Origin of the sequence: Rhizobium sp. M1, assembly GCF_002531805.1 — a bacterium.
Lineage (GTDB): Bacteria > Pseudomonadota > Alphaproteobacteria > Rhizobiales > Rhizobiaceae > Rhizobium > Rhizobium etli_C.
Genome location: NZ_NWSW01000016.1, coordinates 44904 through 60631, shown reverse-complemented (window position 1 = coordinate 60631; position 15728 = coordinate 44904). Strand labels below are relative to the sequence as shown.

Genomic DNA, 15728 nt, shown 5'->3' with positions numbered 1-15728 from the left:
GGAAAACCGCGCAATGTCAAGCGGAAAGGGCAGCATCAGTCCGACAGGTTCATGCCGTATTTCAGGAAGATCTTTTGCTGGTCGCCATCGGCGATCAGCTTGTCGAGGGCGGCCTGCATCTTGGCGCGCAGATCGTCCGGAAAGCTCTTTTCGCAGGCAATGCCCATCGGCTGGGCCGAGAGAACGGTCACCATCTCCACCGGCTGATCGGCCTTCAGCTTGTCGTAATAGAGTTCGGAGATCGGCATCATGTCAATGCGGCCGCTCAGCAGCTTGCGCAGCGTCGCGTTGAAGTCGCTGGCAACATCGAGCTTGGGGAAGCCCTTCTCCTTCAGGATCGTCTCGGTGTAATCCTCCCGCTGGGTGCCGACCGTATATTTCTTCGCCTCGTCGAGATTGCCGGCGGTGACGCCCGAGCCCCTGCGGGTGATCAGGATATTGCGGTCGATCAGCAGCGGCTCGATCCATTTGAACAGCGGGTCGCGGGCGCTGTTGTGGGCGGTGGCGAAAACGCAGGTCATCGGCGCCGTGCGGGCGAGGCCGAAAGCGCGCGCCCAGGGCAAGACCTCGATCGTATAGTCGACGCCGATCGCGGCCATCACCTTTTCGACCTGCTCGACAGTCGCGCCCTTGATCTCCTTGCCTTCGCGATAGTTGAAGGGGGCGTAATCCTCGGTCGTGAAATTGATTGTCTGCGCATGGGCGGCGCAGGGCAGCGCCAGGCATGCGAGAAGCAGGAGCTTTTTCATCGGATCATCTCCTTCGTTCTTCGTTTACGAGGCGCGCGCGACGGCCGATTGCGGGGCCATCAGTTCCTCGATGAGCTTGGCTGCGTGCTGCGGGCGATGGAAGAGGTAGCCCTGGCCATAGTCCAGCCCCATCTGGTGGAGCGTGCGGCATTCCTCTTCGGTCTCGATGCCCTCGGCGATGACGGTGCAGTTCATTTTGTGGGATAGCGTGGTGATGCCTTCGATCAGCATGCGGCTCTTCTGGCGGACGTCATCGTCGCCGTCGTTGATCGCGCGGGTGAAGGACTGGTCGATCTTGATGATATCGACAGGGAAGCGGTTGAGGTAGCTGAGCGACGAATAGCCGGTGCCGAAATCGTCGAGCGCGATGCGGCAGCCGAAGCGGCGAAGCTCCGTGACGATCATGCGGATCTCAGGGTTGTCGTGCATCAGCACGGCTTCGGTGATTTCGACGACGATGCGCTCGGGGCGGATGCCGTGGCGACCGACAATGGCGGCAAGCCGGGCCGGCAGAGCCGGCTCGAACTGCAGCGGCGAGAAATTGATGGCGAGATAGGTATCCTGCATGCCGGATATGCGGGAAATCTTGGCGAGATGGGCGATCGCCCTTTCCATGATGACATTGCCGACGCGGACGATTTTTCCTGTCTCCTCGGCGACGCTGATGATCTCGGCCGGCGGCATCAAGCCCTTCTGCGGATGGTTGAGGCGCATCAGCGCTTCAAAACCGGCAATACCGCGGCCGTTCAAGTTGACGATCGGCTGCAGGAAGGCCTCGAACCAGTTCTCGGCAAGTCCGGCTTCGATATTGGCCTCGATTTCGGCGCGGCTGCGGGCGCGGTCGAGCATGGCGTTGTCGAAGAGTTGCGCGCCATTCTTGCCGTCGCGTTTCTTGGCATACATCGCCATGTCGGATTTCTGCAGCAGTTCGGATGCGGCCGCGGCATGATGCGGGTAGATGGCGATGCCGATCGAAGCGCTCAGATGCATGTCTGGGGCAAATGGCGTTTCGAAGATCGAGGCAATCTGCTCGCACATCGCCTTGGCGCGCTTTTCGGCGTCCTTCGCCGGCAGCAGGATGGCGAATTCGTCGCCGCCGAGACGAGCCGCCTCGTCGGAGGGAGCAAGATGGGTCTTCAGGCGCGCAACCAGCTCGATCAGTGCCCTGTCGCCGGCGGCATGGCCCATATTGTCGTTGATCCACTTGAAGCGGTCGAGATCGACGAAGAGGCAGGCGAGTTCCTGGCCGGCGGCGTCTGCCGCGGCGATCTTGCTGTCGAGCACGGCTTCGAAACCCTGGCGATTGAGAAGCCCGGTCAGGTGATCGGTGATTGCCTGACGATGGTTGCGATCCTCGGAGGCCTTGAGCTCGGTCACATCGGTCATGACCGACAGTGAAAGGCGATCGTGAGCGCCGGCGCCGGCTTCCGATTCCATGATAAGGACGTCCATGGTGCGGCCGTCCAGGCAGACGAACTTAACGGTAACCGCCATACCGCTTTCGGCCCGGCGGCGCTTGACGAACTTGTCGCGGGTATTTGCCGTGACGAGATCGGCGAAGTTGCGGCCGATGACGGCGGCGCGATCATAGCCGGTGGCTAGCAGCCAATAGTCGCTGACGGCAGTAATGCGGTCTTCCTCGTCGAGCGAGAAGAGCATAGCGGGGGTGAGATTGTAGATATCGGTGGCGCGGCGATGGGCGAGCTTCAGCTCCTTCTCCTCGCTTTCGAGCTTGGTCTGCATCTCGTTGAAGCTGCGGGCAAGCCGTCCCATCTCGTCGTTCGACTGCCAGTCGACGTGATGGCGGGAGCCGAGCTGGCGGGTCGCCTCGATCGCCGCCGTCAGCCGCATCAGCGGCTGGATGACGAAGAAGCGGTTGCCGATCAGCGCGGTGCCGAAAACGGTCAAAACCGCGAAGATGAAGATCGAAATGAAGACGACCTCTTCCTGCTTCAGGCCGGAAAACAGGCCGAGGGCGGGATAGTAGACGCTGATGCTGCCGAGATTCTTCGGGCCATCGATGGTGTTGTAGATGATGGCGCGCGACACCTGCACGAGCTTGCCGTCGAAGGAGCGCGGAATGGTGGACTGGCTGACGTCGAGCTGGCCTGACTGGTCGCGCACTTCGACCTTGACGATGGCGCCCTGGGAAACGACCGTCGCGCTGATCTGGGTGACGCTTTCTTCATCGAGGTCCCAGAGGGGCTTTGCCAGCGCCTGGGCATTGGCGACAAGAAGAACCGAGATATGGTCGCGTATTTCCTTGTCGGCTCGCTCCGAGGAAAGAAAAAGAAAGAGAACAAAGAGAGGAGCGACAAAAACAAGCAGCGCTCCGCAAACAATCCCAAAAAACCTGTTCTCAACGGAATTGTTCATGGTTCCGTCTACTCCCCCAGACCGGCCATATTTGCTGTCGCGCCTTCGGGCCGGCTTCTTCACAGCTGACGGGGCATGCTTTCACGAATATATTAAATTTGCAGAAACGGAGGTCTTTCCGGGCAATGAAAAGCCCGCTTTCCCAGTGAACTGGCTCCTGAAAGTTGGACGACAACCTTTCAGGGGCCACTTCACGGGAAAGCGGGCCGTATGCTTTACAACTTGGTCGAAGCGATCAGGCTTCGGCTTCGCCTTCAGCGGCGGTCTCGTCGACGCCGGCAGCCGGGGCAATGATGGTCGCGATCGTGAAGTCGCGGTCGATGACCGGGGTCACGCCCTTCGGCAGGGTGAGTTCCGAAATATGGATACTGTCGCCGATCTTCTTGCCGCTGAGGTCAACGTTGAAGAATTCCGGGATCGCGTCGGCCGGGCAATGAACTTCGACTTCGTGGCGAACGATGTTCAGAACGCCGCCGACCTTGAGCCCCTGGGACTTCTCTTCATTGATGAAGTGAACGGGGATTTCGACGCTCACCTGGGTGTTGCCGGAGACGCGCAGGAAGTCGACATGCATCGTGAAATCGCGGACCGGATCGAGCTGATAGTCCTTCGGCAGAACCTTGTACTTCTTGCCGTCGACTTCGATCGTTGCCACGGTGGTCATGAAACCACCGGCATGAATGCGCTTCGTCACCTCATTGGTGTTGAGAGCGATGGCAATGGGGGCCTGCTTGTCACCATAGATGACAGCGGGGATCAAACCGTTGCGGCGAAGTTCACGGGCGGACCCCTTACCAACCCGTTCGCGCGCCTCGGCCTTGAGCTCGTAAGTTTCCTGGCTCATGGCTATTCCTTTCGAGGTTATTTGGAGAGTTCGTCGGCGGGCAAAAGCCTTGTTCCGTCGAACCGGAGGCGGGTTTCCCCATCCTCATCCGCGTTGCCTCCAAGGGTGTCTACACGGACCGGTGGCCTATATTATAAGTCGCTCGGAAACGCAAGTTGCGGATTCAGGCTGTTTTCGAGGGTATAGACGGTCCGCCAAACCGAGGCCATGCCTTGCATCGTAGCGGTCGTCGGGCACCGAGCGGCAAGCCCTACGAGGTGTCCGAGAGCCGAACTTCGTCTTTGCGCCGAAATGAGCGGCCGGAAGCGCAACAAAATCACCGTTCCCCGTTACGGCCTAGGTTGACATCTCAGGGCTTCCCCTCTTTGGATGCCGCATTCAAAAAGCGGCTGAGGAGAAATTTGACTATGCGTCCCAAACTTGTCACGGCAACGAGCTTGCTGGCACTTTGCCTTGTCACCACCGCCCAGGGTGTCGAGATCAACCAGAACGGCGCCAATACGCTCAGAGATAATCTGACGAAGCTGCTTCCCGAGGATCTGGCAAAGAGCGGCTTGATCGCTGTCAAGCCGGCGGGCACACGCTACGAGGTCATCTACGATCTGGCGAAGCTGCTTTCCAAAGCCGATCCGTCGAAATTCGCCATCAAGGGACTGACACCGTTCTCGACATTCGTCACCCCCCTCGACAGCGGGCTCTGGAATATCGAAGGCGACAACAAGTTCGAGGTCTCAGGCCATTTCAAAGGTCCCGACCAAAAGCCGACGGATTTCTCCTACTCCATCGCTTCGCTTGTCTATACCGGCGTCTTCGATCCGGCGATCAGCTATTTGCGCTCCGGCACCTCCACGGCCAAGGACATCAAGCTCACCAGCAAGTCTGAGACCGAGGAAGTCATTGCCAGCTTCGCCAGCATGGATCAGAAGCTGAGTTCGACGGACAGCGCGGGCGGCAACGGACGCATTGACCTCGTGGGAAGCGGCTCGGCTTCGAATTTCATCGAGCGGGTTTCCGGCGCGCAAATGCCGCCTGTCGAAATCCGTGCCGATTCGATCGACGTCGAGGCCAAGGTGAATGGCCTGCCGGCCAAGCAGATCCGCGAGATAATCTTCTTCATTCTCGATCATGCCGACGAGAAGGAGTTGAGCCCCGAAAACAGCGCCAAGGTGAAGGGAATCCTCAAGGAAGCCTTTCCGCTTCTTGCCTCGTTCAGCGAGACGATCGGAGTTAGCAATCTGACCGTCAGCACCCAGGTGGGCAATGGCGGCGTCAAGCAGTTCGGCTATAACGTGGCCATGGACGGGCCGAGCGACGCCATGCGTTTCGGCTTCGGTATGAACGCGCAAGACATCAGCCTCGACACCCCGCTGATGCCGCCGAACTATTCGGCTTTCATGCCGACCAGCTTCGATCTGCAGCTCGCCGTTCCGAATCTGGACTTCGCCAGCCTTGGCGACGCCTTGATGGCGGTGGATTTCAAGGATGAAGCGCCGGAAAAGAGCGGCGAGGAAATGGCGAAGAAGCTCTTCCGTGACGGCCGGCTCGCCGTCGAATTTCCGAAGATCAGCGCCAAGTCGGGTGTCTATGACGTCGACATGACGGGCAAGATCGAAGGTCGCGTCGATACCGAGAAGGATTATTCGATGGAGGCGACGATCCTTGCCCGGGATCTCGACAAGACGATCGCCGCGGTTCAGGAACTCGCCAAGACCGATCCCGATCTCAACCAGGTTTCCTTCGGCATCATGATGGTGAAGGGTTTCGCCAAGACCGATGCGGACGGACGCTCGCGCTGGGACATCAGCATCAGCCGCGACGGCGCGATCGCCGTCAACGGACAGGTGGTCAAGGAAGCGGACGGTCTGGATCAAGATCAAGATCAGGGGCTGGAGCCAGACCAGGAGCAGGAACCGGATCAGGGCCAGGACGCGGTGCCTGCGCCGCCGCAGCAGCCTTGAGCGTTATCAATCGGGATAGGAAAGAAAAGAGGCCGGCCTTGTGCCGGCCTCAGCTTTTTGACCACAAAAAAGCCGGCACAAAGTCGGCCTCAGACTGCCGACAAAATCAGCAAACCCCTCTTTCGTCATGTTCGGGCTTGTCCCGAACATCTGCCGTCGGTCGATAGGGCAGCAGATCCTCGGCACAAGGCCGAGGAGGACGCCGAGTAGAGAACGGAATTGCGCCTTACGTGACAAGCTTCGCCAGACGATCGGAACGACGGTTTATTCTGGGCTTTCGTTTCCAGCAATTCATGCTGCTCGGTGAGCATGCGTGGTAATAGCCTGGTCCATCTGATGCAGAAATTGAAAGAGCCGGTCGAATGCCGGCTCATTTCAGTCGAACAGGCTGGAGACGGATTCTTCCTGGCTCGTACGGCTGATGGCTTCGCCGATCAGCGGAGCGGTCGTCACGACGCGGATATTATGGGCGGACTGCACGGCCGTCGTCGGCTGGATCGAGTCGGTGATAACAAGTTCGCGCAGCTTGGACGAGGTGACACGGGTGACGGCGCCGCCCGACAGCACGCCGTGGGTGATATAAGCGGTGACGCTGGAGGCGCCCTTGGCGAGCAGCGCATCGGCCGCATTGCAGAGCGTGCCGCCGGAATCGACGATATCGTCGATCAGCAGGCAGTCCTTGCCGGTGACGTCGCCGATGATGTTCATGACTTCGGATTCACCCGGCCGGTCGCGACGCTTGTCGACGATCGACAGAAGACAGTCCAGCCGCTTGGCGAGCGCGCGGGCGCGAACGACGCCGCCGACGTCAGGCGAGACGACCATGACGTTGCTGAGGTCATAGTGGCTCTTGATGTCGCGCGTCAGGACCGGCAGCGCGTAAAGATTGTCTGTCGGGATATCGAAGAAGCCCTGGATCTGACCGGCGTGGAGATCGAGCGTCATGACGCGGTCGGCGCCAGCTTCAGTGATCAGGTTCGAGACGAGCTTGGCCGAGATCGGTGTACGGCCGGAGGCGCGGCGGTCCTGGCGGGCATAGCCGAAATAGGGAAGGACGGCCGTGATGCGGCGGGCCGACGAACGACGCATGGCGTCGATCATGATCAGCAGTTCCATCAAATGGTCGTTGGCAGGATAGGACGTGGGCTGCACGAGGAAAACGTCCTCGCCGCGAACGTTTTCCTGGATTTCCACGAAGATTTCCTGATCGGCAAACCTTCGGACACTGGCTTTCCCCAAGGGAACGTTGAGATAGTTGCAGATCGCTTCGGCGAGTTGCCGGTTCGAATTGCCTGCGAAAACCTTCATGTTGGTCCGCCTGTTATGCGCTGATAGCCGCGCTTTTTAGTCAGCTTCCCCGTGAATGCAAGGGCAAAGGCGCCACAGGCTTTGATATTTGCAAAAAGTTTGTGACTAACCGCCCTGTGTCTGCCGCCAGGAGGTGAATTCCGCCATGGTTTTCGAGGCAATCTGCTGCATCACCGAAGCCGGAACGCCCGCCCAGGGATCGGCCGCGGCCGTCGGCACGCTTTCCTGCCCCTGGATGCGGTGCAGGCGGGCGCCGCCGCTGTCGAGAATGTCCCAGACATAGACCACGGTGACTTTGCCGTCGTCGCTGAAGGCGGAGAGATAGCCTTTGAGGATGTAGTCGCTGCTCGCATCGTTCGAGCTCTTGATGGAAAGGCCGTGCGCCCGCGCCTCGGCGCCGAGCTGGCGCGAAAGCGGCGTGACGGCCTGCACCGGCGCGCCGATGATCGGCAGGAAGCGCACGGTATTGCCGCGGGCGGAAGAGGCGCCGGGCGTGAGGGCGGCGGTCTGTTGCGGCTGTGCGTCGAGCGTCTGGCCGGACTGTGCCTGAGACCCGGCACCGGCGGCCGCCGGCGGCAGCGCCTGTCCCTCGATCGGGGCGGAGGCGGCGGGCGAGGTGCTGTTCCTCGACAGGGCGTCGGCCTGTTCCTGCATCGTTGTCGGCGGGGCGCCGCTGCCCGGCCGATAGGTTCCCTGCGATTGATTATAGGCCGGATGATAGCCATTCGGCTGCGAGCCTGCGGCGAAAACCGGTTGACGTGTGCCCGCCAAACCTTCGGCCTCACGCTGGGTCACCGGGCTTGACGGCGCGCCTCCGGAGGATTCGCCGATGCCGACCTGCGGCGTCAGCGCGTCGGTGGTATTGCAGGCGGTGAGCAGGGCCATGACGAACAGGAGCGTGGGCACAGTCGCAGCTCGCGTCATCCCGTGATCCGTCCTTCCCACAATCGCATCAGCCCGCCCGAATTTATGCGGGCGGGGATGGTCGTCTGTCAATTCCGGATTCTCATCCGTCAATCCCGGGCTTCAAAGGCCGATAAAATCGAGCGGATGACGAGACAGTGCGCGCGGCGCATCCGCCGTCGTCAGATAGGTCTGTCCGAGCGTCATCGCGGTTCCCGTATCGGAATCGGCAATGATCATGTGCACGAAGAGCGACATGTTCGGCTCGATCGGCTGCGGATTGCCGACATGGAACATCTGATGCTCCATCCAGGAGGGCGAGAAGCGGGCGCCGAGCGAATAACCGCAGGCATTCAGCCGGTGGCGGGCGAGGCCGCGCTCGTCGATGATCCTGGCATGCATATCGAAGACGTCGCCGAAGGTGTGGCCGGGCTTCAGCACGGTCTCGATCGCTTCGATGGTTTCGCGGCAGGCATTGTAGAGCTCGCGATGGCGTTGCAGCGGCTCGCCGATGACGATCGTGCGCATCATGGCGGCATGATAATGCGCGTAGGCGCCGGCCCATTCGAGCGTCAGCTGGTCATTGGCGTCGAGCTTGCGGCGGCCGGCCTTGTAGCGGCAGAGCAGCGCGTCGGCCGCGGAACCGATGATGAACTCGTTGGCGGGATAGTCACCGCCGCCGGAAAAAATCGCTCCCTGCATGGCGGCGAGGATGTCGGCCTCGTCGGCGCCTGGTTTCGTCAGCCGGATCGCGGCGTCGAGCGCGTCGTCGGCGAGGTCTGCAGCCCGTTCGACATAGGCGACCTCGGTCGGGCTCTTGATCAGGCGAAGACGGCTGACGAGATAGGAGGCGTCGACGATCTGGCCGAAGGTGGTCAACTGCGCGTCGAGCAGGCGGGCGACGCGGCCGGTCATACCGTGCGTATCATATTCGACGCCGATGCGGGCGCCGAGCAGATCCATCTCGACCAACAGGTTCTTCAGGTCGAGCGTCGGATCGGCATTGACCCTGTCGACCCAGATATGGATGTCCTCAAGGATCGATGTGTGCTTGGCCTGGCGAAGATCGGCCGAGCGGGTGATCAGCGCCATGGTGCCGTCGCTCTTGACGATGAGCGTCTGGAAGAAGCAGTAGCCGAAGGTGTCGTAGCCGGTCAGCCAGTACATGCTTTCCTGGGCGAAGAGCAGCAGGGCGTCGAGCTTTTCTTCCTTCATCTTCTCGGTGAGGCGCGCAAGTCGGCTTGCGAACTCGGCCTTTTCGAAGTGCAGTGCCATTCTGCTCAAGTCTCCCTGATTGATATCGCTGAAATCTGGCGGCCGTAGTCCGGCTCCTTGCGATGTGTCGTCCGGCGATAGGAAAAGAAGCGCTCGCTGTCCGGATAGGTGCAGAGGCCGAGGCCTTCGGCCCGAACGCCGGCCCGGGTCAGCCTGTCGATGGTCAGTGCCGGCAGATCGAACATAGCGTGGCCCGGCGTTGCCGAAGGCATGAAGAAGCGCTCGTAATCGGGATTTTCGGCGATGAAGCGATCGACGAATTCCGGTCCGACTTCGTAACTCTCCTGGCTGATCGAGGGGCCGAGGCAGGCCAGTATACTGCCGCGGTCGGCACCCAGGGCTTCCATGGCCGCGACAGTGTTTTCGAGCACGCCGGTCAGCGCACCCTTCCAGCCGGCATGGGCCGCGCCGATGACGCGATTTTCGGGATCGACGAAGAGGATGGGGCCGCAATCGGCGGCCAGCACGCCAAGCACAATGCCGGGGACTGCCGTCACCATCGCATCGGCATCGGGGCGAGCGCCGTCATAGTCGGCGCCGATCGTCACGACATCGGGAGAATGCACCTGATGAACGGTTGCCAGCCGCTCGATCGGCAGATCGAACCAGGCGGCGACGCGGCGGCGGTTTTCCATCACCTTGCCACGCTCGTCGCTGGAGCCGAGGCCGACATTGAGACCGCGATAGATCCCTTCGGAAACACCGCCGGCGCGGGTGAAATAACCGTGGCGGATGGCGGCGCCGGCCGCCTCGTTCAGCAGCGCGCTTTCGATCGGTGCGGGAGAGGCCGCGTCCTGCATCTGTGATTCCGGGCTTTTCGAGAGGTTTGTTATTGTCCCGAGCGCATCGCATCGGCGGCGCGCTTCAAGTTGCTGTTCGCGGGGATGTTGGCTCAGCCGCGTGCGCCCTGTCAATCCACCGGACGAAAGGGCATGAGATCGACGGCCGGGTGCGAGACGGCCATGACCTTGAAGAGTTCGCCCATCCGGCCTTCACCGGCGCCGGCAAGCCTGTCGACCGCCGTCTGGATGACCTGCTGCGTCTGTGGTTCGCGGTCGCGCCCGAGAGCGGCGGCGCGCTCGAGAATGCCGAGGCCGGTCAGAAAGTCGCCCTGGTGCAGGGCGCCGTTCAGATGCAGGCCTGATGTCAGCGCCGTTTCGGCGAGCTGCTGGAAATCGACATGGCTCGTCAGATCGGCTTCGCCGGGATGGGCAAGCGGCGGGTCGAATTCATGCATGCGCACCGCCTGCAGCGTATCGCCGAAACCGGTGACGAGATGGCCGTAGTCGATGACCAGCGCCGTGCCGCTGAAGGCGCGAAGCCGCTCGCAGATCGCCATCATCACCGCCTGGCGGGCAGGGGAAATCTCGAAGAGCGTGCCGAGTGGCAGGTTCTGCACCGGTTCGGGAAGCAGCGCGGGATCGAGGCCGGCGACACCGGCTGCGAAGGTCAGCTCGCCGTCGGCGTCGAGCCCGACCATGCGCTCGCGGAAGCCTGTCTGCGTGCGGACAAACTGGCGGATCGGGATCGCGTCGAACAATTCATTGGCGGCGATCAGGGTGAAGCCGGGCGGGACTTCGTCGAAGCCGTCGTGCCAGGCGATTCTCTCGCCATAGGCTTCGAGCGTCTGGCTCTGGACGTCGCGCAGACGCTCGCTGGTTTCGACAAGATGCACGCTCATGGTGTCGAAAAGCGGCGGGGCGATGCGAGCGATGACGCGCAGCATGTCCGCCATCATCGTACCGCGGCCGGGCCCGATCTCGACGAGGCGCACATCCGCCGGCGTGCCGTGGCGCTGCCAGGCATGGACGATGAAGACGCCGATCATTTCGCCGAAGATCTGGCTGACCTCCGGCGCGGTGACGAAGTCGCCGGAACGGCCGAAGGGCTCGCGGGTGCGGTAATAGCCATGTTCGGGATCGGCGAGGCAGAGCGAGAAATAATCGGTGACGCTGATCGGGCCGTTGGCCTGGATGATCGCCTTGATCTTTTCGCCGAGAGCGGTGTTCATGTCGTTTATCCGCCGTGTCAGAGCTGCAGCGCAGCCTGGCGACGGGCACGCAGCATCGCCCAGAGGCCGAGCAGGATCATCGGCGAGGAGAGAACCATGCCCATGGTCAGCCAGGTGGTGCCGAGGAGGTAGCCGAGCTGGGCGTCGGGCTCGCGGAAGAATTCGACGAAGATGCGCGACAGCGCATAGCCGCAGACGAAGACGCCGGTGACGAAGCCGGGGCTTTTCAGCGCGCGCATGCCGTAGACGAGGGCGGCCAGAACCAGAAGCAGGACGATGCCTTCGAGGCCGGCCTCGTAGAGCTGGCTCGGGTGACGGGCGAACGGACCGCCGGTCGGGAAGACCACGGCCCAGGGCACGTCGGTCAACCGGCCCCAGAGTTCGCCATTGATGAAATTGGCGATGCGGCCGAAGAACAGTCCGAAGGGAACGACCGTGGCGACGATGTCGAACAGGCTCCAGATCGGAATGGCGTGGCGGCGGGCAAAGAGGATCATGGCGATCGTCGTGCCGGCCAGGCCGCCATGGAACGACATGCCGCCGTTCCAGATCTGAACCGCACGCACGGGATCATGCAGGACGGCTGCGAGATCATAGAAGAAAATATAGCCGAGGCGACCGCCGAGTACGACGCCGAGGGCTGCCCAGACGATGAAATCGTCGAGCTGCACCCTTGATATCGGCGACGCGTTGCCGGGCCAGAGACTGTCGTTGGCGGCGATGCGGCGGGCATAGGCCCAGCCGAGCAGAATGCCGGCGACATAGGCGAGACCGTACCAGTGAATCGCCAGCGGACCGATCGAAAAGGCGATCGGATCGATGTCCGGGAAAGGCATGATGGCAAGGAGATCGGCGGCTATCGGCAAGGTTTTCCCATCCGTTGAAGTCGGCGGAACATGCCGCTGCGATCCCGGACGGTCAAGTCCATTGTTCGTGATCTCGCTTTCGCAGCCCGGTCCGGCGAGGACTATCCCGTGCAAAGCGCTTGCATCGCCGATGGCGAAGCCCTACCTCAATCTTCGAGGCCCGGAAGGGTCGAATTCACCGCATCCGAAGGGAGAAAAACGCCATGACGACCGGAACGAACCGCATCATGGATGAGTTCGCCAAGCTGATGACCGACGCGGCAGGTGCTGCCCAGGGAGTCCGCAAGGAGATCGAGACGGCTTTCAACGCCCAGGCCGAGCGTTGGCTGAACAGCATGGACGTCGTCAAGCGCGAGGAATTCGAGGCCGTGCGCGAGATGGCGATCAAGGCACGCGACGAAAACGAGGCGCTCGCCGCCCGCATCGCGGCGTTGGAAGCAAGGCTTGCCGGCGAAGGCCACTGAGTTCCGACAGAAAGCGAGACGCGGCATGGCCTCATTGCCCCATGCCGTGTCTGTCACAAAAAATTCAGGTGAGTTTTCCACCTGTGGACACTGCCAAAAAAGCCAATACGCAGAGTCGCTTATTCTCCCTTCTGAATTGAGTTTCGAAGTGCTTTCCACAGTGGCCGCGCCCTATTTTCCGCTCAGGGGGCTGGCAGGTGGCAAGGGTCATTATACACTGATTTTAAATGATGATTCGAAGCGACTTGGTAAGCTCCGGGCAGGTTATCTGCGTTAAGTCTGGTAGCGGTTCAACGATCATCCGGTGGTAGTTTCCGGTATTTGCGTGTGTCTTTCTTGTGTTCGTACACGAAGTTAGGTCGCATTCATTCCGGTCAAGAAGGTGCTGCATGAACCTGATGGAATTGGAAGTCGAGCGTCAGTCGAACCCGGTCGATATGATCGAGTACGTGGCCTCCAACAATGACTGGTCGTTCGAACGGTCCGGCGAGGACGAGATCGCGATGACGGTCGAGGGGCGCTGGGCGGACTATCATGTCTCCTTCTCCTGGATGGAGGAATTCGAGGCGCTGCATCTTGGCTGCGCCTTCGATATCAAGGTCCCCGACATCCGGGTCAACGAGGTGGTCAAGCTGCTCTCGGCGATCAACGGGCAGGTGTTGATGGGGCATTTCGACCTCTGGCGCCAGGAAGACGTCGTCATCTTCAGGCAGTCGCTGCTGCTTGCCGGCGGCGCCGAGCCGACCAACCGCCAGGTGGAGGTGCTGCTTTCCAGCGCGCTCGACACGTGCGAGGCCTATTTCCAGGCTTTCCAGTTCGTCGTCTGGTCCGGCATGGATGCGGCCAAGGCAATGGAAGCCGTGCTGTTCGAAACGGTCGGCGAGGCATAAGATGCCAGCCAAGGCTTTCTCCTCGAAGCATCCCGTCGTTCTGATCGGCGCCGGCAATATGGGCGGCGCGATGCTCTCCGGCTGGCTGAAGAGCGGCGTTCCGGGCTCGGCCGTCATCGTCGTCGATCCCGGCCCGTCGCCGGCGATGCTGGCGACGATCGGCGAGGCGGGAGCGACCCATGTCGCGGCGCTTCCGGCAGCGTTGAAGGCAGGAGTCTTGTTCCTTGCGGTGAAGCCGCAGGTGATGGATGCGGTGTTGCCGGCGGTGAAAAGCGCTGTCGGGCCGGAGACGGTCGTCGTCTCGGTCGCTGCCGGCAAGACGCTCGGTTTTCTCGAAAAGCATCTCGGGAAAGCCGCCATGGTACGGGCCATGCCGAACACGCCGGCCATGGTCGGCCGTGGCGTCACCGGGGCCTATGCCAATTCAGCGGTCAGCGATCAGCAGCGTGAGCGCGTCCATTCGCTTCTGCGCGTCTCCGGCCCGGTCGAATGGGTGCCTGCGGAAGCCGATATCGATGCCGTGACGGCGCTTTCCGGCAGTGGCCCGGCCTATGTCTTCTATCTCGTCGAATGTATGGCGGAGGCGGGCCGTAAGCTCGGCCTGCAGGCGGACCTCGCCATGCGTCTTGCGCGGGAAACTGTCGCGGGGGCTGGTGAACTCTTGCACCAGTCCCCCGACGATGCTTCGCGGCTGCGGCAGAACGTGACTTCTCCGGGCGGCACGACGGCGGCGGCGTTGGCGGTGCTGATGGCCGAAAACGGCATGCAGCCTTTGTTCGATAAGGCACTCGCGGCAGCGCGCAAGCGGGCCGAGGAACTGGCCGGCTGACGGAGCCCCTTATGGCCGAAGAGATCACCTACGCCGATTTCGATCGTGTCGACATCCGTGTCGGCACGGTCGTCGAGGCCAGTCCCTTTCCGGAAGCGCGCAAACCGGCGTTCAAGCTGGTCATCGATTTCGGCCCCGACATCGGCATGAAAAAATCCTCGGCGCAAATCACCGAGCATTATACGACGGAAAGGCTGATCGGCCGGCAGGTCCTTGGCGTAGTCAACTTCCCGCCACGCCAGATCGGGCCGTTCCGCTCGGAAGTGCTGACGCTGGGATTTGCGGATGAGAACGGCGCGATCGTGCTCGCCGCGGTCGAGCGGCCGGTGCCGAACGGCCAGAAGATGATGTGAGCCTTAGAGCCTTTTATCTTCCCCCGATTTGCCCGCATCCGAGCCGTCACGCGCTCTGATCTCCTGCAGAAACGGATTGCTGCGCCGTTCATCGCCGATGCGGCTGCCAGGGCCGTGGCCGCAGATGAAGCCGACCTCGTCGCCGAGCGGCAGGATTTTGTCGCGGATCGAATCCAGCAGCTGTTGATGATTGCCGCCCGGCAGGTCGGTGCGGCCGATCGAGCCGTTGAAGAGCACGTCGCCGAGATGGGCGAAGTTCTGGGCGCGATTGAAATAGATGACATGGCCGGGGGCATGGCCGGGTGCGTGATAGACCTCAAACTCGTGGGCGCCGAACGAAACCTTGTCGCCATCCTTGAGCCAACGGTCGGGCAGGACGTTGCGCAATCCTGATATGCCGTAGTTCGCCGCCTGGGTCTCGATGCGCTCTAACAGCGGCAGGTCGTCCTGGTGCGGGCCGACGATGTCGACGCCGAGGGCTTCCTTCAACTCTTTGGCGCCGCCGGCATGGTCGAGGTGGCCGTGGGTCAGCCAGATTTCCTTGATGGTCAGGCCGCTTTTCTCGATCGCCTGGAGAATGAGCGGTACGTCGCCACCCGGATCGACGACGACGCCTTCCTGGGTGTCGGGATCGAAGAAGACCGTGCAGTTCTGCTGAAAAGGTGTCACCGGAATGATGCCGGCCTGGAGCATGCCCATAAGTGCCTCGCTTGGTGTCTCGGGTGCTCAGGTATAGTTCGAAACGGCGGCAAGGACAGCCGAAATCTGCTGCTGGCGCGGGCTGTTTCACGGCAAAAAGACAAGCTGCAACACAAATTTATGGGGTTCTCCGCTATCCCCATGTAGCGGTTGAAACAGGTTTTTTCCAGATTTTTCAAATGCTTGTACGCGGCTCTCTGGGG

15 protein-coding genes are annotated in these 15728 nt (G+C 61.6%); 5 read left to right on the top strand and 10 right to left on the bottom strand.

Features of this window, described 5'->3' with window-relative positions:
- Window positions 1–35: 35 nt before the first annotated feature.
- From CO655_RS16890 to CO655_RS16880, 3 genes are all read right to left on the bottom strand, one after another.
- Window positions 36–749: a transporter substrate-binding domain-containing protein gene (locus tag CO655_RS16890; RefSeq protein ID WP_097665546.1), complete on the bottom strand. Its 714-nt coding sequence runs from the start codon at window positions 747–749 to the stop codon at window positions 36–38.
- A 24-nt stretch (window positions 750–773) separates the two neighbouring features.
- A complete protein-coding gene (locus CO655_RS16885) occupies window positions 774–3125 on the bottom strand; it encodes an EAL domain-containing protein (protein WP_097665545.1) in 2352 nt (783 codons plus the stop codon).
- Between the two features lie 235 nt (window positions 3126–3360).
- Window positions 3361–3969, bottom strand: coding sequence for a 50S ribosomal protein L25/general stress protein Ctc (locus CO655_RS16880; RefSeq protein ID WP_097604606.1), 609 nt, complete (start codon window positions 3967–3969; stop codon window positions 3361–3363).
- A 407-nt stretch (window positions 3970–4376) separates the two neighbouring features.
- On the opposite strand from CO655_RS16880, the gene CO655_RS16875 reads away from it, so the two are divergent.
- Window positions 4377–5927, top strand: coding sequence for a hypothetical protein (locus CO655_RS16875; protein WP_097604609.1), 1551 nt, complete (start codon window positions 4377–4379; stop codon window positions 5925–5927).
- Between the two features lie 375 nt (window positions 5928–6302).
- Here CO655_RS16875 and CO655_RS16865 read toward each other — a convergent pair whose 3' ends face one another.
- The 6 genes from CO655_RS16865 to lgt form a co-directional block, all read right to left on the bottom strand.
- Window positions 6303–7235, bottom strand: coding sequence for a ribose-phosphate pyrophosphokinase (locus CO655_RS16865; RefSeq protein WP_010035373.1), 933 nt, complete (start codon window positions 7233–7235; stop codon window positions 6303–6305).
- A 105-nt stretch (window positions 7236–7340) separates the two neighbouring features.
- Window positions 7341–8159 (bottom strand): hypothetical protein, encoded by an 819-nt coding sequence (locus CO655_RS16860; protein ID WP_097665544.1) that lies wholly within the window; start codon window positions 8157–8159, stop codon window positions 7341–7343.
- Window positions 8160–8261: 102 nt separating this feature from the next.
- Window positions 8262–9413 carry a Xaa-Pro peptidase family protein gene (locus CO655_RS16855; RefSeq protein WP_010035367.1) on the bottom strand — a complete coding sequence of 384 codons (1152 nt, stop codon included), beginning with the start codon at window positions 9411–9413 and terminating at the stop codon, window positions 8262–8264.
- A 5-nt stretch (window positions 9414–9418) separates the two neighbouring features.
- Window positions 9419–10213 carry a peptidoglycan editing factor PgeF gene (gene pgeF / locus CO655_RS16850; protein ID WP_097665543.1) on the bottom strand — a complete coding sequence of 265 codons (795 nt, stop codon included), beginning with the start codon at window positions 10211–10213 and terminating at the stop codon, window positions 9419–9421.
- A gap of 110 nt (window positions 10214–10323) precedes the next feature.
- Window positions 10324–11424: a class I SAM-dependent methyltransferase gene (locus CO655_RS16845; protein WP_097665542.1), complete on the bottom strand. Its 1101-nt coding sequence runs from the start codon at window positions 11422–11424 to the stop codon at window positions 10324–10326.
- Between the two features lie 17 nt (window positions 11425–11441).
- Window positions 11442–12290, bottom strand: a complete 849-nt coding sequence (lgt, locus tag CO655_RS16840; protein ID WP_097665541.1) for a prolipoprotein diacylglyceryl transferase — start codon at window positions 12288–12290, stop codon at window positions 11442–11444.
- A 203-nt stretch (window positions 12291–12493) separates the two neighbouring features.
- Here lgt and CO655_RS16835 point away from each other — a divergent pair, with 203 nt between their 5' ends.
- From CO655_RS16835 to CO655_RS16820, 4 genes are all read left to right on the top strand, one after another.
- Complete coding sequence (locus tag CO655_RS16835) at window positions 12494–12754, top strand: accessory factor UbiK family protein (protein ID WP_064684479.1); 261 nt, start codon at window positions 12494–12496, stop codon at window positions 12752–12754.
- Between the two features lie 389 nt (window positions 12755–13143).
- Window positions 13144–13644 (top strand): YbjN domain-containing protein, encoded by a 501-nt coding sequence (locus tag CO655_RS16830; protein WP_004680153.1) that lies wholly within the window; start codon window positions 13144–13146, stop codon window positions 13642–13644.
- A 1-nt stretch (window position 13645) separates the two neighbouring features.
- Entirely contained in the window at window positions 13646–14473 is an 828-nt protein-coding gene (proC, locus tag CO655_RS16825) for a pyrroline-5-carboxylate reductase (RefSeq protein ID WP_097604624.1), read from the top strand.
- Between the two features lie 11 nt (window positions 14474–14484).
- On the top strand, window positions 14485–14826 hold the full coding sequence (locus tag CO655_RS16820; protein WP_097604626.1) for a tRNA-binding protein: 342 nt from the start codon (window positions 14485–14487) through the stop codon (window positions 14824–14826).
- A 3-nt stretch (window positions 14827–14829) separates the two neighbouring features.
- Here the strand turns inward: CO655_RS16820 and CO655_RS16815 are convergent, their stop codons facing one another.
- Complete coding sequence (locus CO655_RS16815; protein ID WP_097665540.1) at window positions 14830–15525, bottom strand: MBL fold metallo-hydrolase; 696 nt, start codon at window positions 15523–15525, stop codon at window positions 14830–14832.
- Between the last annotated feature and the right edge of the window lie 203 nt (window positions 15526–15728).